This window comes from Gilliamella sp. LMG 34359 (assembly GCF_984569085.1).
In genome coordinates, this window is the sequence record NZ_OZ474906.1 from 352,525 (window position 1) to 372,172 (window position 19,648).

General features: G+C 31.7%; 12 protein-coding genes. 8 read left to right on the forward strand and 4 right to left on the reverse strand.

The genetic code is table 11. The features are described 5' to 3' along the window. Window positions 1-31 precede the first annotated feature (31 nt). A complete protein-coding gene (locus AC5LXV_RS01775; RefSeq protein ID WP_493467226.1) occupies window positions 32-1,594 on the reverse strand; it encodes an oligogalacturonate-specific porin KdgM family protein in 1,563 nt (520 codons plus the stop codon). Window positions 1,595-1,895: 301 nt separating this feature from the next. Between AC5LXV_RS01775 and AC5LXV_RS01780 the strand changes: the two genes are divergently transcribed. Next, window positions 1,896-3,401: an MFS transporter gene (locus tag AC5LXV_RS01780; RefSeq protein WP_493467227.1), complete on the forward strand. Its 1,506-nt coding sequence runs from the start codon at window positions 1,896-1,898 to the stop codon at window positions 3,399-3,401. Between the two features lie 72 nt (window positions 3,402-3,473). On the opposite strand, the gene AC5LXV_RS01785 is transcribed toward AC5LXV_RS01780, so the two are convergent. Both AC5LXV_RS01785 and hda read right to left on the reverse strand, forming a co-directional pair. Further along, entirely contained in the window at window positions 3,474-4,253 is a 780-nt protein-coding gene (locus tag AC5LXV_RS01785; RefSeq protein ID WP_493467228.1) for a Cof-type HAD-IIB family hydrolase, read from the reverse strand. A 1-nt stretch (window position 4,254) separates the two neighbouring features. Next, window positions 4,255-4,938 (reverse strand): DnaA inactivator Hda, encoded by a 684-nt coding sequence (gene hda, locus AC5LXV_RS01790; RefSeq protein WP_493467955.1) that lies wholly within the window; start codon window positions 4,936-4,938, stop codon window positions 4,255-4,257. Window positions 4,939-6,507: 1,569 nt separating this feature from the next. Between hda and mnmG the strand changes: the two genes are divergently transcribed. Beyond that, window positions 6,508-8,400, forward strand: coding sequence for a tRNA uridine-5-carboxymethylaminomethyl(34) synthesis enzyme MnmG (gene mnmG / locus AC5LXV_RS01795; RefSeq protein WP_110434933.1), 1,893 nt, complete (start codon window positions 6,508-6,510; stop codon window positions 8,398-8,400). Next, window positions 8,378-8,977, forward strand: a complete 600-nt coding sequence (rsmG, locus tag AC5LXV_RS01800) for a 16S rRNA (guanine(527)-N(7))-methyltransferase RsmG (RefSeq protein WP_110434932.1) — start codon at window positions 8,378-8,380, stop codon at window positions 8,975-8,977. The genes mnmG and rsmG overlap by 23 nt, the downstream gene beginning before the upstream one ends. Window positions 8,978-9,005: 28 nt before the next feature. Here rsmG and AC5LXV_RS01805 read toward each other — a convergent pair whose 3' ends face one another. Next, a complete protein-coding gene (locus AC5LXV_RS01805; protein ID WP_493445626.1) occupies window positions 9,006-10,238 on the reverse strand; it encodes an N-acetylmuramoyl-L-alanine amidase in 1,233 nt (410 codons plus the stop codon). 193 nt (window positions 10,239-10,431) lie between these two features. Between AC5LXV_RS01805 and AC5LXV_RS01810 the strand changes: the two genes are divergently transcribed. The 5 genes from AC5LXV_RS01810 to AC5LXV_RS01830 all read left to right on the forward strand — a co-directional run bounded on the left by AC5LXV_RS01810 (window position 10,432) and on the right by AC5LXV_RS01830 (window position 19,635). Continuing rightward, window positions 10,432-12,096, forward strand: coding sequence for an ABC transporter ATP-binding protein/permease (locus tag AC5LXV_RS01810; protein ID WP_493467229.1), 1,665 nt, complete (start codon window positions 10,432-10,434; stop codon window positions 12,094-12,096). A gap of 33 nt (window positions 12,097-12,129) precedes the next feature. Next, window positions 12,130-14,565, forward strand: coding sequence for a TonB-dependent receptor plug domain-containing protein (locus tag AC5LXV_RS01815; protein WP_493467230.1), 2,436 nt, complete (start codon window positions 12,130-12,132; stop codon window positions 14,563-14,565). Window positions 14,566-14,642: 77 nt separating this feature from the next. Next, window positions 14,643-17,474 carry a M16 family metallopeptidase gene (locus tag AC5LXV_RS01820; protein ID WP_493467231.1) on the forward strand — a complete coding sequence of 944 codons (2,832 nt, stop codon included), beginning with the start codon at window positions 14,643-14,645 and terminating at the stop codon, window positions 17,472-17,474. Window positions 17,475-17,663: 189 nt separating this feature from the next. After that, on the forward strand, window positions 17,664-19,091 hold the full coding sequence (gene miaB, locus AC5LXV_RS01825; RefSeq protein ID WP_110434927.1) for a tRNA (N6-isopentenyl adenosine(37)-C2)-methylthiotransferase MiaB: 1,428 nt from the start codon (window positions 17,664-17,666) through the stop codon (window positions 19,089-19,091). 64 nt (window positions 19,092-19,155) lie between these two features. Next, window positions 19,156-19,635 carry a zinc-ribbon domain-containing protein gene (locus AC5LXV_RS01830; RefSeq protein WP_493445631.1) on the forward strand — a complete coding sequence of 160 codons (480 nt, stop codon included), beginning with the start codon at window positions 19,156-19,158 and terminating at the stop codon, window positions 19,633-19,635. The last annotated feature ends 13 nt before the right edge of the window (window positions 19,636-19,648 follow it).

A 19,648-nucleotide genomic window follows, 5' to 3' on the forward strand; every position in this document is an offset into this window, starting at 1 on the left:
ATTCCACCACTTTTAACACCTTCTTTATTGATTAAAATAGATAAGATAATCCTAGTGCTAACTTAGCTTCCCTTGCGTCAGAATGGAGACTTTTCGCCACATCCTCAGCAGCCAAGTTAACCTGCCAAGCTTTAGTTGCTTGCCAATTTATATCGAACTCTTGCTGATAATCATGCTTTTTATCATTATGTAATACATAATTTCCTTTTAAGTATGAGAAGCGATAGCCAACATTCCAATCAGGAGATAAGTTAATATCAGTACCTATATCAAAACGATTACGCGCTCGGTTATCAATATAACCTTGGACACTATCTTCACGTTTAGTTCTTGAAACTTTACGATATTCATATCGATATTGGCTATAAAACGCTACATCATCGCTTTGTAACCAACTCAATTTTAAAGCAGGAGAATAACGGACACCTGGGCGTTGTGAATCACTCACATCACCTAGTTGATAATGCGGTAAGTTTTCTTTACTTTTTGCTTTATAACCACCACCAGAATAGAATCTAACTTCCATATTCGGTGTTAGTACCCACTGATCAGCTAAATAAAAGTTGTAACCACCATATAGTTGATAATGGCTTGAAACAATATCATCAAAGAATAATCTATTTTTCAATTGGTTATAGGTATTTACACTAAGACCAACATAACCTTTTTTATCAAAATCAGTATATAAGCCAAAACTATCACCATGATAATGGGAAGTTAAACCATAATGATGTGCATATTTGAAATAGGTTTTGTAAGCAAAATCGGAATCTTTACTATTTGATTGACCAAAAGCGTAATTGAAACCAACTTTATACTTAGCTTGTCTAGTATCTGTAGTTTTACTTTTTGACACATCAGAAATAGAAAAATAGGGGCGGAATAATTTTGAATAATTATAGGTAATTTTAAATTCTTGCTCATAATCCGTTTTTTTATTGTTATAAGCTTTATACTCATTTTTAGAAAAACCTTTCTTCAAGGCTTTATAAGAATTGTTGGTATAATCACCAATATAATAGTTAAAGGTATAATTAAAGTTAAATGCCTTAATGCCTGAATATATTAATGCCCAATCTAAACGATTCCTTCCTGTATTGCTACTCGCAACATATTTAACTTGTTGACCAGATATTTTTGCTGTTTTATAACGTTCAGCATGAGATATTTTTTTCCATTCATAACGATAACGAAAACTTGTTGACCAATCATTATTAATTTTATAACTATATTTTAATCCGGGTTGATAAAGCGTTGAATCTTTACTAAATCCTAATTCTAATGAAGGAATAATCGCCCCCCAACCATCATCAAGCGTAATCGTTTTTTGAATGACAACACCACCTGAGCCACCTTGCATATCATCATATAAAACATCACGTTTGTTTCCACCGCCTTCAGTAACACCAAATTTAAATTCATATTGCCAACTATTATCGGTTTTATGAATTAACTTTATCGTATCGCCATGAATTCTATCCATTGATTTCCAGTTATGTTCATATTGAAAAGTTGTTTGATCTGCAAAGGTATAGATAGGGAAGGTAGACAAAAACATTAAAAGCGGTATTTTTTTTAATTTAAATTGACTCATTCTTGTTTTCCTAAATTTAAAAATTATTTTTTGAAATCCTGTTTTATATTTTTTATTATTTTATTAATTTTTTCTGTTAATAAGATCACAATTTCAGAAAATAATATCAAACAAAAGAATAACATCATGAAATTTATATATTTTTATTAAATAATATTAATAGATTTGCCTTATAAAACAAAATAATTTGTTATCAATGTCACATTTCTAAAAAAAAATTAAAATTAACTTGTATAAATTTAGTATTATTTCGATAATAATTTTAAAACAGTATTTCATAATTATTAAAGGAAATAGATTTATGGCTGATAATCAGAAAAAAATAACCACACTAACTCGATTTTCGTATGGTAGTGGTAATTTGATAGGAAGTGGTGCGCTGGCAATTAGTGCTGCTTGGTTACTATATTTTTACACAACTTTTTGTGGACTTTCGGCATTTCAAGCAACGTTAATTTTTTCTATTGCGACTTATTTAGATGTTATTTTAAATCCATTAATGGGTTTTATTACTGATAACTTTAACCATACTAAACTTGGACGTCGTTTTGGTCGCCGTCGATTCTTCATCCTATTTGCTATTCCGTGTATGATTATTTACCCATTGCTTTGGGTTGATGGGATGAATTTCTGGTACTACTTAACTACCTATATTTTATTTGAATTCATCTATACCATGATTATGATCCCATATAATACTTTACCGGTAGAGATGACCAAAAACTTCGATCAACGAACTTATTTAGCTGGTTCGAAAGCGATGTTTGGTAAAGTAGCTAACTTCTTAGCTGCCGCTATCCCTGGTGTATTTTTCTACCTATTTGATGGTAAAGACTCACCACTACCATTCCTATTAACAGGTATTACTTATGCATCTATCATGGCTGTTGCATTAATTCTACTTTACTTAAATAGTTGGGAAAAATCAGTTGATGAAATCGAAGATGAAACAACCTCTGGTCTTTGGGAAAGCATTGTTAAATTATTCTCTGATGTGTTTTCAACCTTCCGTTTAAAAACATTTAGAAACCATTTAGGTATGTATCTATTTGGCTTTGGTGCTGAATGGCTATTTGCGGCAACATTTACTTATTTCGTAGTATTTAACTTAGGCCAACCAAAAACCTTTGTTTCGCAAATGAATAGTTTAAGTAGTATTTGCCAATTAATTTCCACCGCCTTCTTTATGGCTTGGTGTGTCAAACGTGGATTCAAAAGACCATTTGTTATTGCAATATTAATCGTAATATCGTCGGTAATTGGCTATATCGGTGTCTACTATCTTAATATGCCCCATGTTACTTGGATTGTTATTGGTATTACTATTTGGTTTGGTTTAGGAACAGGTGGGGTTTATTATATTCCGTGGAGCGTATACACCTTCTTAGCTGATATAGATGAAGTACTAACAGGCAGACGTCGTGAAGGTATCTATGCAGGTGCAATGACCATGGCGGGTAAATTAATGCGGGCAACTATCGTTTTTGTCTTAGGTATTGTACTAAAATACTCTGGTTTTGTGTCGGGCGTAGATGCTGTTCAACCAGAAAGTGCAGTTACTGCAATTAACTTAGTGTTAATCTTTGGTGTGTGTGGAATGGCGTTATTAGGTATTTTCTTCACTTACCGTATGAAATTGGACAAATCTACCCATGCACTTATTATTCAAGAGCTTGATCGATTGAAAAAAGGTGGTAAAAAAGAAGATGCAACCCCAGAAATAAGAGCGTTAGTTGAAGAGTTAACCGGCTTTGATTATGATCACTGCTTTGGTAACAATAGTGTTGGTTATAAACAATATCATTAAATAAAAATATAACGATAAATTAATTAAATTTAAAATCATCTAACCTAAACAATTAGATGATTTTTTTTATATTTAAATTAATCCAAATTTCTTTAATGCTTTAGCTATACCATCATTATTATTATTATCAGTGACATATTCAGCTTTATCTTTTAAGGCATCAACGGCATTATCCATAGCAATGGGATGATCAACGGTTAAGAACATTTCAAAATCATTCATACCATCACCAAATGCATAAGTAGGGACATCACTAAAACCCTGAGTTTTCAACAATTCATTAATTCCCCTGCCTTTCGACCCACCATGATTAAATACATCAACACAGTAAGGCGTATTTCGAATAAAGGTTAGTTCAGGAAAATGGTCGCGATAAAGTGATTCGCCTTGTTCACAAAGTAATAGCAACATTTGAATAGGTTCTTTTAAATAGATTTGATCATCAACAGGTGGAACATCTTGTTTTAAATGGTGATAAAATTTTTGTGCTGGTTGACCATTTTCAGATACTCGCATCATTTTATAATTATAAAAAGCCAAAGGAATATTATTTTCCCTTGTTGAATATTCATACAGTCGAGTAATCACATTTTTATCGATATTATTGGTAAAAACGACATTTTTTTCATAAATAACGACTTGACCATTCATACCAATAATGGAATCTATACCCGTATCCCTCATCAAATCGAGGACTTCTGGCGGGGTTCGACCTGTTGCTATCATTGGTACAATATTATTTTGTTTTAGTTTTCTAATTGCATCATAAGTACTAGGTAACACATCTACATCTTTATTAAATAAGGTGCCATCTAAATCGAAAAAAACGATAGCTTCAGGTTTTTTTATCATTTTATAAATCCAAAATATGTTTAATAAAAGGAATGGTTAATTTACGTTGTTGAGCTAACGTTGCAACTTCAAACTCTTCCATTAAAGAAAACAAAGTTCGCATATCACGGTTAACACGTTTTAATAAAAATAACCCAACTTCAGTTGATAACTCAAAGCCACTTAATTTAGCCCTAAGCTGTAAAGCTTTTAATTTATCTTCATCGCTTAACTCTTTTAACTGATAAACTTGTCCCCACGTTAATCTAGACACTAAATCAGGTAATATAAAAGGAATTTGTTTAGGCGGTGCACTGGCAGTAATTAATAATTTACTAACGTTCTTTTCAGTTAACCGGTTAAATAGATCAAATATAGCTTCTTCCCAGTCACGATGGCCAGCTATCGCATCAATATCATCTAAACAGACCAAATCATAATTATCTAAACCTTGCAAAATCTCGGGGACCAGCAAAACATGTTGTTTTAATGGTATATAACTGGCTAATTTATTTTGACTTGAAGCATGTAATAGATGCGTGCGACCAGCTGCACTTGCTGACCATATATAAAAGACATTGAAACCTTCCTTATCAAATAAGGTTTGCAAAGAATCAAACAATAATTGATTATCACCCACATAAAAACTATCAAAGTTTTCATTATTAGGTAATATTAAAGGTAAAGGTAACTGTGAAAGAGTAATAAAATAACCTCACAATAAAAATACAATCGTACTAAGTATAAATTTGCTTTTACAAAAATCAATCTCTTTTATAAATAACAAAACAAGTTAGCTAAACTAGCTATTAAAAATAGCTATAATAAAACGAGTTAACTTATAAAAAAACAAAATAATAAGATAGCTAAAACAACGTTTAGCTATAAATATTTAACACATTATTAATCACTAATAATAAAATAAATTATTTTCATCTTTTCCAAGAAAGAACATTTTAGAAGGTTTAATACAATTATGCTGCTTTTTTGTTTTAATTTAGCAACTTTTTTATTAATAATAACCTCTGAATCCATTCTAGCTATTTTTGACAAATTTAAAGTACTAAAAATTTTTCAGTAATTTTCGTTTTTTTAATCGCACTAGATATAAACTCAATAATTATTGCAACTAGAAATACTACACGCTAAAAATGTAGGTTTCATAAAAAAGATATATTCTGTTGTTAAGTGAAGTAATGGTAAAGACTACCCCAAGCTAAAATATAAAATAGATTAAAAAAATCATAACTAAAACGATCATAAATAGTAACAATTTAGCTTAATGGATTAAATAAGCAATTAGTCCTTTACTACAATTAGGATACATACTGATTATCCGCTCAGCTAGTTTATCTAATGCATAAAGTTAATAATGATCTTTTTGCTGCTGTGCTATAACAACTACTTCATCACCTGCCTGAAAAGAACAATCACCTAACCAACCTCGATAAATAACACCATCAATTTGAATATTAAAAAGATCAGCGCTAATTAAAAAAGAAGTAATTTCTTTGGTTAAGACGTATTTTCTAAATTGCTCAAAACTAAACTATTAAACTTACGAGATTAAACTTGAATATGAGCTCTAATTATCCAATTTTAACTTTGCTTTAAAATACGGATTTAAAATAATTATACTCTTCTTGTAAATCTATACACTCTTTTATTCTTTAATAGCAACAAATTTAATTTACCAACAAAACTGAGTAAGTAGGTTGATATCACTAAGTTCGATGATCTTATTTTGAACTATATAGAAATCTTTAATACTCATCATTATATTTTATTGATCTAATATTTAATATTATAAATTGTTTTCAGTCAGAATGATCTTAATGGTAGAGATTAAATCCTAAACAATAAAAGCTAAAATATTAAGCAAACGAATTTATTTTTTGTGGATAACTCTGTGATAAACCCAGCTTAAAAGCTGTTATAATCGCATTAATAACCTTGAAACGCAAAAACGTTGTGGATAAAAATAGAAGTTATAAACAGGTTAAACTAAAAAAAGATCCGATCAATTAACAGAATTAAACGATCGATAAGATCCTATAAAATAATCATAAAAACGAGTTATCAACAAAAAGGATCCACCTTAATAGTAATAAAAATAAAAAGATCATATAAAAGATCTTATTTTATTTAAATGGCGATCAAAATAGATCATTTGACGTAATAAAAAAGATGAGTAAAATTCGTTACGCTAAATAAAAGCAAATCACCTGATCAAAAATAATGATCATCTATCTGTAAATAAAAAATGAGGCTTTCTATGTTTTATCCAGATCTTTTTGATGTCATCGTTGTTGGTGGTGGCCATGCCGGAACTGAAGCAGCTATGGCATCAGCTAGAATGGGACGAAAAACATTACTTTTAACCCACAACATCAATACATTAGGTCAAATGTCATGTAATCCAGCTATTGGCGGTATTGGTAAAGGACATCTAGTCAAAGAAATTGATGCTATGGGTGGACTAATGGCACACGCCATTGATCTTGCAGGGATCCAATTTAGGATCTTAAATAGCAGCAAAGGTCCTGCGGTAAGAGCTACTCGTGCTCAAGCAGATCGATCCTTATATCGCAAAGTTATAAGAACAACGCTTGAAAACCAAGAAAATTTAATGTTATTTCAGCAATCTGTTGAAGATGTGATCATTGAAAACGATCAGATCACCGGCGTTGTTACCCAGATGGGTGTCTCTTTTAAAGCAAAATCGGTTGTGTTAACCACAGGTACTTTTTTAGATGGTAAGATCCATATAGGTTTGGATAATTATAGCGGTGGTAGAACAGGTGATCCTGCGTCGATCGGCCTGTCTAAATCATTACATCAATATCCATTTAGAATGGGACGTTTAAAAACAGGAACACCACCACGTATTGATGCTAGAACCATAGATTTTTCTAAATTAGGCACCCAATATGGCGATGATCCTGTTCCAGTCTTTTCATTTTTAGGTGATGCTAAGCAGCATCCTAAACAGATCCCATGTTATATAACCAGTACTAATGAAACTACGCACGAGATCATTCGCAATAGCTTAGATCGTAGCCCTATGTACACAGGTGTGATTGAAGGTGTTGGACCACGATATTGTCCCTCTATCGAAGATAAAATAATGCGTTTTGCAGATCGTAATTCGCATCAGATCTATTTAGAACCTGAAGGTTTAGATAGCAATGAAATTTATCCTAATGGGATCTCGACCAGTTTACCTTTTGATACCCAATTAGCGTTTGTTCGTAGTATGAAAGGACTGGAAAATGCCAATATAGTAAGACCAGGTTATGCGATTGAGTATGATTATTTTGATCCTCGTGATCTTAAACCTACATTAGAAAGCAAAGTGATCAAAGGTTTATTTTTAGCCGGTCAAATCAACGGTACTACCGGTTATGAAGAAGCTGCTGCACAAGGAATGTTAGCTGGTTTAAACGCGGCAAGATTTGTATATGATCAAGATCAATGGTATCCAACACGTGATCAAGCTTATTTAGGTGTATTAGTTGATGATCTTTGTACGTTAGGAACTAACGAACCTTATCGTATGTTTACTTCTCGTGCTGAATATCGTCTAATGTTGCGTGAAGATAATGCTGATATTCGTTTAACCGAAATAGGTCGAAAATTAGGTATGGTTGATGATTATCGTTGGCAACGTTTTAACGAAAAATTTGAAGCGATTGAACAAGAAAGATCCCGTCTTCGTGATATTTGGGTTCATCCTCATATTGAAACTATTGATGAAGTCAATGCGGTATTAAGTGCTAATCTCACCAAAGAGGCCAATGGTGAAGAGTTACTTAAACGCCCTGAAATGAGCTACAAAACACTACAGTCCTTGTCTCTTTTTGCACCAGGCTTAACCGACCAACAAGCGGCAGAACAAGTTGAAATTCAAGTTAAATATGATGGTTATATAAAATTACAGATAGAAGAAATTGAAAGACAAAAACGTAATGAAGAAACCCTTATTCCTGAGCATATTGATTATGCAGAAATATCTGGGTTATCTAATGAAGTCGTCGCTAAATTAAAACAACATAAGCCGGTTTCAATAGGTCAAGCTTCACGTATTTCTGGTATTACACCGGCGGCAATTTCAATGTTATTAGTTTATTTAAAAAAGAAAAACTATGTTAAAAAAGAAACTCATTAATCTTATTGATCAAACGGATCTTTCGATCACTTCGCAGCAAATTGATCAGTTGATCGATTATGTTGAGATGCTTAATAAATGGAATAAGGCTTATAATCTAACCGCGGTACGTGATCCTAGTGAGATGCTAATTAAACATATTATGGATAGTTTAGTGGTATCGCCTTATTTAGTTGGCAATACTTTTATTGATGTGGGAACGGGTCCTGGATTACCTGGGATCCCTTTAGCCATCATTAATCCAGATAAGCAATTTGATCTGGTTGATAGTTTAGGTAAAAGGATCCGCTTTTTAAAACAAGTTCAATTTGAATTAAAATTACAGAATATTCAACCAATTCAAAGCCGTATTGAAGAATATAATCAAAAACAATTTGATGGTGTTATCAGTCGAGCCTTCGCTTCTTTACAAGATATGCTAATTTGGTGTAAACATCTACCTAATCAACAAGGATCTTTTTACGCATTAAAAGGTAGTGATCTTGATGCGATCCCGGAAGGATTTGTGCTTAAACAAAATATAAAACTTTCCGTACCCGAGTTGGATGCTGAACGACGTTTAATGATCATTGAGTAAATGGAAAATTGATCTAATCTTTTTTAGATCAATTTTTACGTCTCTTCAAATAATCCTTAATGCCATCAACTATGGCTTTAGATACTTGATTTTGGAAGGACGTGGTTTTGAGCTTTTGCTCTTCGGTTATATTACTAATAAAAGCTGTTTCAACTAAAACCGATGGAATATCTGGAGCTTTTAATACAGCAAAACCGGCTTTTTCGATCGACGGTTTATGCAAATTATTTACCTTTTTCATGCGATTTAAAATAGCACTACCCAATAATACACCATTAGAGAGCGTGGTCTTTTGGACTAAATCTAGAATAGTATTATCTAAATATTTATCACCACTGCGGCTAACACCACCTATTTGGTCAGCATCATTTTGAGTTTGTGCTAAATAACTTGCTGCTGAACTACTCGCTCCACGGGTTGATAAAGCAAATACTGATGATCCTTTAACTGAACGGTTAGTAAATGCATCTGCATGAATAGATACAAAGAGATCGGCATTTAAAGATCTTGCTTTTGCTACACGGACTTTTAAAGGAATAAATACATCTTCATTACGTGTCATATAGACTTTTATATTTGCTTCTTTTTTTAGCAAGTTATAGGTTCGCCGAGCAATTTGTAAAACAATATCTTTTTCGCGGGTTTTTTTGTAGCCAATCGCTCCAGGATCTTCTCCTCCATGACCAGGATCAAGCATGACAATAATGGGGGCATTTTTCTTCTTATTGGTTGGTGATTTTATTTGTGCCTGTTTTTTATTTAGATCGCCTCTTTGATACTCTTCTAAAAGGGTAAGTAAAGGATCATCGTCAGCAGAAGCTGATTTAGATGGATAAAGATCAACAACTAATCGATGTTTAAATTCAGCGATTGGCGACAATGTAAAGGTATTTGGATAGAAGTCTTGTTTTAGTTCGACCATAATACGAACAGTACTTGGCGCTAACTGTGTCGCTTGGATAGATTTAATAAAGGGATCATTATTTAATATTTTGGTCGAAATAGTTTTTAATGTTGGATTTAAGTTGAGATTATCTATGTCAATGACCATTCGATCTGGATTGAATAGTTGTGCACATTTATAGTTAAGTTTAATATTTGACTCTAATGTTATTCGTGTATAGGTTGATGACGGCCAAACACGCACAGCAATAATTTGAGCCATTTTCGCCGCAAAACCAACTCGAGTAACCGACAACAAACAAGTCGCAATAACGCCTTTAATCAAAAAACGTTTTGTTGGACTAAATGTTTTTGACATACCTAAACACTTTTATATTAGTAATATTAATAGGATAAGAATGATAGCATAAAAATAAATAGAATGATTATTATAATTATCTGTTTATTAGGAAAATAATTTATTTTTTTATAAATCAAAAATATTATTTATAATGAAAATGATTATCATTATTATCTGTTATTCTGTTTTTATAAGTTCTATTTTGATATTAATGAAAATCTACCAAAAAATTTGGATATTGCTTAAACCCTTCTGGTTTTCTCGTCACAGTATTTTTTCAAGTCTTTTATTTTTTTCAATTTTAACGATGATCTATTTATTGGTAGAAATACAGGTTTGGCTTAATAATTGGAATAGTGATTTTTTTAATGCATTAGAAAAAATTGATGCTAATAAACTCAAAAATTTAGTCTTTTGGTTTATTGGCGTACTTGCCATATTGATTATTGTGCAAGTGAATAAATCTTGGTTAATAAAATTATTAAATATTCGTTGGCGTAAATGGTTAACTGAATATTATCTTAATCTTTGGTTAAAAGATAATCAATATTATTACTACTTACTTGAACATAAAGATCAGCAAATTGATAATCCTGATCAGCGAATAGCTGAAGATATACGAATGTTTATTGATAGATTTTTGGCTTTAACATTAGGATTTATACAGTCTTTCTCTATGTTGGTCACATTCATTATCGTATTATGGAATGTATCAGGTTCTTTGGAATTTGAACTGTTTAATCAACAGTGGAAAGTGAAAGGTTCATTAGTTTATTGTGTTTTTATTTTTGTTCTGATTAATAGTTTTATCGCTCATTTTATTGGTAAAAAAATCAGGTATCTAAATAGAGAAAAACAGAAAAGTGAAGCTAATTTTAGAACTGCATTAATTAATCAACAAACTAATGCTGAAACTCTGGTGCTTGATGAAGAAAACCAGAATAAGCAAAAAAATGAACTTAACCAACTTTTTTATTCAATTAAAGGAAACTGGCATAGATTGATGAATTGCCAACGAAATCTAGAATATTGGCAAGTTTTACATCAACGAATCAGTACAGTTATTCCTTTATTTTTACTTATTCCTATCTTTATTGCGGGAAAAATTAATATAGGGGGATTAATGAAAGCGAGACAAGCTTTCATGTTAGTTGCAAATAATTTAAGTTGGTTTATTAATAAATATGATGATTTAGCTGAATTTGCCGCTATTGTTGATAGACTTTATCAATTTCATATAGCTATTGAAAAAAAACATCATAATCCTACCCAAATCGGTGAAAAAATTGTTGTCAAAAAAGGTGAAATTCTATTACCTAATAATATTAATTTATTAAAAAATATAAATATTTCATTAAAAAAAGGTTGTTGGTTATATATTAAAGGACGATCTGGAATAGGTAAAACAACATTATTAAAAACAATAATGGGTGTTTGGCCTTATGCTAAAGGACTATTTATAAAGCCTGAAAAAATATATATGGTAACGCAAAATAGCTATATTCCAACCGGAACATTAGCTGATGTATTAAGGTTTCCTAGTCAAGGTAACATTTGCGAAAATATTCTTATTTCCACCCTAATTAAAGTCAATTTAGCTCATCTTATACCTAATCTTAATGCTGATCATCAATGGCAGAAAATATTATCTAGCGGTGAAAAACAACGGATTGGTATCGCTAGAGTTTTATTGAAAAATCCTGAATGGCTGTTATTGGATGAAGCAACAAGTCATCTAGATGAAGAGTCAGCATTAACCTTATTAAAATTATTAAAACAAAGTTATCCTCAAATGAGTGTATTGGTTGTATCACATCAAAATCAAATAGCACAACAAGTAGCAGATAGCATATATCAGTTGGAAGCAGACCAATGAAAACAATAAAAATATTATTTAAAGGAAATAAAGATGAAAAGAACGCTATTATTCATATTAATAACGTCTGTACTTGGTACTGCAAGCGCTAGCGATAATAAAGATATTCAATGTCAACAAGATGATAAAAGTTGTCAACTACAGAAAAATAAAGTAAATGAAGTAATGATTGTACATGCGCCAACGCCGGTACCAGTAAGTGGCAATACTTACTATGATTATATTGATATAGATAGGCTTCCTACTCGTAACGGAAATATAAGTGATTTACTGAAATCAAATCCAACGGTGCGTTTTAATGAATCAATGCGCAATAGTTTAAATCAAGGTTCTATCGATCCAGAAAATTTATCATTTCATGGAGCATCACCTTATCAAAATTTATTCTTAATTGAAGGTATTAGTGCAACAAATAATATCGATCCGGCTAACACAAATATGGTAGATAATGGCGTTAATATACCAAGTAATTCTCAAGGTTATTTTATTGATGTAGCCTTATTAGATAGTGTTCGAGTATTTGATAGTAATGTTCCTGTCGAATTTGGTCAATTTAATGGTGGTGTTGTCGATGCTAAACTACGAAAATTTAGTGGGGATGATAAATTAAAAATCAGTTTTAGAACATCACGTGATAATTGGACTAAAGAACATATTAATAGTCGTGATAGAGAGAGTTATGAAGCAGGTGGTAATGGTTCAACTAAAGTATATAGCCCAAACTTTACAAAATATTTTTATACCATTAGTGGCGATAAACAATTAACAGATACATTAGGTTTTACTGTTGGCTTTTCGCACCGGGAAAGTAATATGAATCGATATTCTCAGGGCAATCAAAATATAAAAATCCGTCATGAAAATACCGATCAAATTAATACATTTCTGACTAAATTAACATGGCTTGCTACTGATACGGCAACACATAATTTAGTTATCAAATATAATCAATCTAATCATGAAATCCAAACACCTGAATTTATAAATTCGGGACGAAATATGGGAAGTAAATCGTATGGTTTGGCGTGGGAGTATGAACAGCTATTTAAGGTAGGTAAATTAAATTTAAACATTGGTTGGGATCATATGAGTAATTATACTAAAGCCAATGCAACAACTCTTATGACACAAATGCCTTGTCTTTATTATCCTGAAAGTAACAGTTGTACTATTGGTGGGCAAGGACATATATCACAATATATTGAAAATATTACCTCTAAGGCTAGGTGGGATTTTAATCCATTTTATACGGGTTTAATCGAACATAATCTTTATTTAGGTGGTGAGTTTATATCTACTGATGCAGAAACAAAAAGGTATAATGAATCAGAAACTTACATATATAGAAAGAAAAAAAATAGTAATGTTTATCAAGTTATGAATCACTATAAGTATCAAAAAGGTAAGGGTTCATTAGATATAAAACAACAATCATTTTATTTGTCTGATACCATTAAGTTAGAGCGTTTTTCATTCACTCCTGGTATTCGTTATGATCATGAGTCTTTTTTAGATAATGATCATCTATCACCGCGATTACGAACGGAAATAGATGTATTTAATAATAATCAAACAATGTTAACAGCTGGTTACAATCGCTATTATGGAACTAGCTTTCTAGGTATGGGATTACGCGATATACGTTCTAATTTACGTTACAATGCGGTAACCGGTGAAAAAAAAGTAAATATTACTCAGTATAAAGATTTAAAAACACCTTACACAGATGAGTGGGCTATAGGTTTACAACAAAAAATCATCGGTTTTATTGTTGGTGCTAATTATGTAAATAGGCATGATAAAGATCAAATTTCTCGAGTCTCTATCCCTAATGGTTATGCTTATCGTAATGATGCTAAAAGTAAAACAGATTCTTATAATTTTAGTGTTAAACCAATTGAACCTTTTAAAATACAAAAATTAGAAGTTATGCCTCAACTAGTTTTAAGCTATATGGATAAAAAGAGTAACTCACGGCTAGAAACTGGTTATGATGATGATTATACGTCTCGTTATGATGAAGTTGTCTATAATGGTAAATTAATAAAACATGAAGATTTGCCAGCTGTTGATTATAACACGCCTTGGATAGCTTCATTTAATCTTGATTTTAATATACCTGATTATAATATTTTATGGGCTAATACTTTTACTTATCAAAGTGGCCAAGATGCCAGGATTATCGCTCGAAAAACAGATAGTTGTTATAACTCAAATTATAAAGATATAGCAAGACATTACTGTGATGTGTCACTAGGTTCTGCGGTTATTTGGGATGCCAAAGTGAAATGGAAACCTCATTTTATTCCTAAAGCTCCTTTTACCATTAGTGTTGATGTATTAAACGTTTTAGATCGAGTACACGCGGTTCCATATAATAGTTCATCGGCAATTCTTCCAAGTAGTTCAGCAATTACTAACTATGGTGCTGGTCGACAATTTTGGTTACAACTGGATTATGAATTTTAATTACTAACTATTAGTTTTTATTTACAAAATTATGTAAGTAACAAATATAAGTAATTAATTTAAAGGGAATAAAATATATGATAAAAAAAATTAGCCAATTGATTTACTTAATTATTTTTATAAGTTTTCAAACTTGTTTGGCTTCATTACCTGCCAATTTAATCTCTGATGATGAAAAGGTAGTAAGGGGTTCGTTAAAAAATGGTATGGACTATATTATTTACCCACATAGTAGTCCTAAAGGACAAGTTAATTTTTGGTTACAAATTCATTCAGGTTCATTACAAGAGGAAGAAGATCAACGAGGTATAGCTCATTTTGTTGAACATATGCTGTTTAATGGAACGCGTGATTATCCTAATAATAGTGTTATTGAAGAATTTGAAAAATTAGGCTTAAAGTTTGGTCGAGATGTTAATGCCTACACTAACTATAGTGAAACGGTTTATCAATTTAATATGCCAAGTGATAATCTACAAAATATCTCTAAAGTAATGAATATTTTTTATAACTGGGCATCGCAAGCAACATTTGATCCAAAGGAAGTCGATGATGAGCGAGGTGTAATTGTCGAAGAATGGCGAGCTAATCAAGGTTTAAAATGGCGAAATAGTATGCAAAGATATCCTTTTACTTTAACTGATTCTCGCCATTTAATTCGTGAACCAATAGGTTTAATGGACACTATTAATCATGTTTCACCACAACGGATTAAAGATTATTATGAAAAATGGTATCAACCTCAAAATATGACTTTTATTGTAGTTGGTGATATTGATGTAAAATATGCAAAAACGATTATTGAGAATACTTTCTCTTCTTTGATGAATAAAAATATTGTTAATAATGAAAGTTATAAAACACTAAATTACCAAATACCAGCCATTAATAAGGCGCGTTATAATGTTATTAGTGATGATGAAAATACAGTAAACAGCTTTGCTATCATATATCGTTATCCGCGAATTTTTGCTAAAAATGAACAAACATTTATTGAGCAAACCACTTATAGTTTGTTAACCCAACTGTTTAATCAGCGTTTTCATGACTTAATTCAAGAAGGTAAATTAACAGATGCTCAATCGGGAGTATCAATGGTTTCCCAGTTAGGAGATGATTATCAAGCTTCTTACTTTAGAATTGTGGCTAAAAAAGACGATCTTAAAGGGGCAATTAATAGCTTAATGTTAGAACTTGAACGTATTGATCGTTTTGGTTTTACTCAACCTGAACTTGAACGCTTAAAAAAAACGCAACTATCCTATCTTAAAAATGCTGCCGAAAATCCAGAAAGTCGTGATGCAAAAATGTTAATTTCACGAATTGATAATGCTTCTTTATATAATTTACCGATTATTTCGCCAAAAGAGAAGTATCGATTAACATTAAAAGCGTATGAAGAACTTGATTTAACTAAAATAAATCAAGCTTGGTTAACATTGCGTCATGGCGAAGATAAAATTTATGAACAAATTGTTACAAAACAGATGGAAGCAAAAGCATTAACACCAGAGCAATTAGTACAATTAAGTGACCAAGTGAAACAAACTGAGTTAAAAGCTTATCAACAAAATTTGCAAGAAAAACCATTAATGAATACATTTCCAGCTACTGGGAAAGTAACGCTTCGTGAAAATTTAAAAGATAATGCAACGATGCTTACTCTGAATAATGGTGCTAAAGTAATTGTATATCCAACAACATTTGATGATAGTAATATTAGTGTTATGGCTATTGGCCAACGAGGTGCGTTAAGTTTTTCTGATAATGACTATAATGCGGTGCAGTTTGCTAATAAAGTGGTTAATAATAGTGGATTGGGTGATCTTTCAGCCTCAGAATTAAAAAGTTGGATGGCGCAAAATCTAGCTAACATTAATACTATATTACAAGATCATCAAACGATTATCTCTTTGACGGGGAATAATAAAAATATCGAACCTATTTTCCAATTAATATATCAGCGGTTTAATGCTACTAAAGTTAATCAAGAGATATGGAAAGTCATTAAACAGTCACAAGAAAATGAGATTAAAGCTTTAGAAATTCAACCTCGTTCACAATACGATCAAGCAGTATATCAATTAAGATATCAAGATTCTCGAGCATTACCTATTAGCCAACAACAACTTGATGCTATCGATAACAATCAATTTCTTAAACTTGATCAACAGTTATTTAGTGATCCTAGTCAGTTTACTTTTATTATTGTTGGTAATATTAACCTTGATGAAATATCAAATTTGTCGGAAAAATATTTAGCCAGTTTAATTAACAAAGATTTTAGTTTGCCACCTTCTCGAGAATTAAATCGGCTAAATTCGCAACAGAATATTATTATTGAAGGTGAAAAAGAGCCTTATACACGGGCGATAAATTTTCGCTATAAGCCACTTTCAAGATCCTACGATGAAAAGACAAAACAACAACTGGCAGCGTTTAATTTTGTGTTAAGCCGCGATCTAAGAGTTGAAATTAGAGAAAAACAATCTGGCGTATATAGTATTGGCTCTATTACGTCTATTAACCCTTACTTTAATGAATTTGTCTATCGTTTTAATTTTAGTTGTGATCCTAGTAGATATAATGAACTAATTGAATTAAGCAAGAATATTATTGATAAGCGTATAGAAAAAGGTATGACTAGGGAAGAGTTAGCTGAGTATAAAAAAATTCAATTAAGAACAGCTAAATTACAAAAAAGCAGTAATGCTCAAATAGCAAGATTATTAGCAAATAGCTTGTCAATTTATCAGAATATGTCTTTATTTGATAATATCGAAAGTTACATTGAAGATTTAACAGTTGAAAGTATTAATCAAACAGTTAAACACTTTTTTAATGGTGGTTTGATTGAATCAACAGCAATATTAAAACCGAATGATATTTCACAACAATCTGAAAAATAATTATTTTTTATAAATTAGCTATTTTTCATTTTTCAATCAATGATTAAGGTAATATAAATTCTGGTTTTATATTGCCTTTTACTATTTTTAGTATAGACCCTACAATCACAAAGGATTACAATATAACACGCTAAAATCGCGGATTTAAACCCGTTTTCATTTTAACAATTAAATATAGCTGAGTTATTGATGAGCAAAAAATTACATATCAAAACTTGGGGCTGCCAAATGAACGAATATGATTCAAATAAAATGGCAGATCTCCTTGAGTCCACCCATGGTTTAACGCTAACCGAGAATGCTGAAGAAGCTGATATTTTATTATTAAATACTTGCTCTATTCGAGAAAAGGCCCAAGAAAAAGTCTTTCATCAACTAGGCCGTTGGAAAAATTTAAAACAACATAATCCTGATATTATTATTGGTGTTGGTGGTTGTGTGGCATCACAAGAAGGTGCGCATATTCGTAAACGTGCGCCTTTTGTCGATATTATTTTTGGACCACAAACCTTTCACCGCTTACCTGAAATGATTGAACAAATTCGTAGTGGTAATGGTCATCATGTGGTTGATGTTAGTTTTCCTGAAATTGAAAAATTTGACCGTTTACCGGAACCGCGTAGTGAAGGTCCAACGGCTTTCGTTTCAATTATGGAAGGATGTAATAAATACTGTACTTATTGTGTAGTACCTTATACCCGTGGTGAAGAGGTGAGTCGACCTTGTGATGATGTCATTTATGAGATAGCTCAACTTGCTGAACAAGGGGTGCGAGAAGTTAATTTACTAGGGCAAAATGTCAATGCTTATCGTGGACCAACCTTTGATGGTGATATCTGTTCTTTTGCAGAACTATTACGTTTGGTTGCTGCTATTGATGGTATTGATCGTATTCGCTTTACAACCAGCCATCCAATTGAATTTACTGATGACATTATTGATGTCTATCGTGATACCCCAGAACTGGTTAACTTTTTACATTTACCGGTACAAAGTGGCTCTGACCGAGTTTTAAACTTAATGAAACGAACGCATACGGCAATTGAATATAAATCAATTATTCGTAAATTACGTAAAGTTCGCCCTGATATTCAAATTAGTTCAGACTTTATTGTTGGATTCCCAGGTGAGACTCAAGAAGATTTTGAACAAACCATGAAATTAATCGCTGATGTTAATTTCGATCTAAGTTACAGCTTTGTCTATTCAGCACGTCCAGGTACACCTGCTGCGGAAATGGAAGATAATGTTTCTGAAGATGAGAAAAAACAACGTCTCTATATTCTTCAAGAAAGAATCAATCAACAAGCGATGCAATTTAGTCGTCGTATGTTAAATACAGTACAACGTATTTTAGTTGAAGGCCCTTCTAAAAAGGATCTTATGGAGTTAACAGGGCGAACTGAAAACAATCGTATTGTCAATTTTGAAGGTCATCCGGACATGATAGGTAAATTTGTTGACGTTGAAATTACCGATGTTTATCCTAACTCATTACGTGGTAAAGTAGTGAGAACCGAAGATCAGATGGATCTACGGGTGAGTGAATCACCAATATCAGTTATTTCACGTACTCGTAAAGAAAATAATTTAGGCGTTGGTATTTATCAACCATAATTATAAAAAGTAGTGTAATTAAAATAATAATTAAAGATATTAATGGATAAGTAAGGAAAAGAAAATGTTTATTATATTTGGTACCAAAGGACGTGAAGTCATTGAAAATACAGGGCAATTTAATTGCCCAAACTGTTGCTCTCAGCAATATATAACTGGCGATCAAAAACAGCAACAATATTCACAAATCAAAGTAGCTAAATATTTTACTCTCTTTTTTATCCCTATTTTTGATTATGAAACTTTAGGTCGATATATTAAGTGCCAACATTGTGATTCTGATTATAATGAAAAGGTTTTAGAGTACATTCCACCAACATTTGAACAGCAAGTTGCCTCTTTTATTGAACAAGAGTTAAAAGGCGGTACGCCGATTACCATGGTTATAAATAAATTAAAAAGGCAAGGATTAGATAACGACCAAGCAACTAGCGCGGTGGATAATGTAGTTGGTGGCAATATAGTTACTTGCCATAATTGCAATATGGATTTCCTAAAAGGTATTGAAAAATGCTCTTTATGTGAAGGACGTATTGGTAGTTAAAATAAACAATTTG

Bases quoted from the DNA above. Each gene is read 5' to 3' on its own strand.
- AC5LXV_RS01775 (WP_493467226.1), bottom strand. From the start codon at position 1,594: ATGAGTCAATTTAAATTAAAAAAAATACCGCTTTTAATGTTTTTGTCT.
- AC5LXV_RS01780 (WP_493467227.1), top strand. From the start codon at position 1,896: ATGGCTGATAATCAGAAAAAAATAACCACACTAACTCGATTTTCGTAT.
- AC5LXV_RS01785 (WP_493467228.1), bottom strand. From the start codon at position 4,253: ATGATAAAAAAACCTGAAGCTATCGTTTTTTTCGATTTAGATGGCACC.
- mnmG (WP_110434933.1), top strand. From the start codon at position 6,508: ATGTTTTATCCAGATCTTTTTGATGTCATCGTTGTTGGTGGTGGCCAT.
- rsmG (WP_110434932.1), top strand. From the start codon at position 8,378: ATGTTAAAAAAGAAACTCATTAATCTTATTGATCAAACGGATCTTTCG.
- AC5LXV_RS01805 (WP_493445626.1), bottom strand. From the start codon at position 10,238: ATGTCAAAAACATTTAGTCCAACAAAACGTTTTTTGATTAAAGGCGTT.
- AC5LXV_RS01810 (WP_493467229.1), top strand. From the start codon at position 10,432: ATGAAAATCTACCAAAAAATTTGGATATTGCTTAAACCCTTCTGGTTT.
- AC5LXV_RS01815 (WP_493467230.1), top strand. From the start codon at position 12,130: ATGAAAAGAACGCTATTATTCATATTAATAACGTCTGTACTTGGTACT.
- AC5LXV_RS01820 (WP_493467231.1), top strand. From the start codon at position 14,643: ATGATAAAAAAAATTAGCCAATTGATTTACTTAATTATTTTTATAAGT.
- miaB (WP_110434927.1), top strand. From the start codon at position 17,664: ATGAGCAAAAAATTACATATCAAAACTTGGGGCTGCCAAATGAACGAA.
- AC5LXV_RS01830 (WP_493445631.1), top strand. From the start codon at position 19,156: ATGTTTATTATATTTGGTACCAAAGGACGTGAAGTCATTGAAAATACA.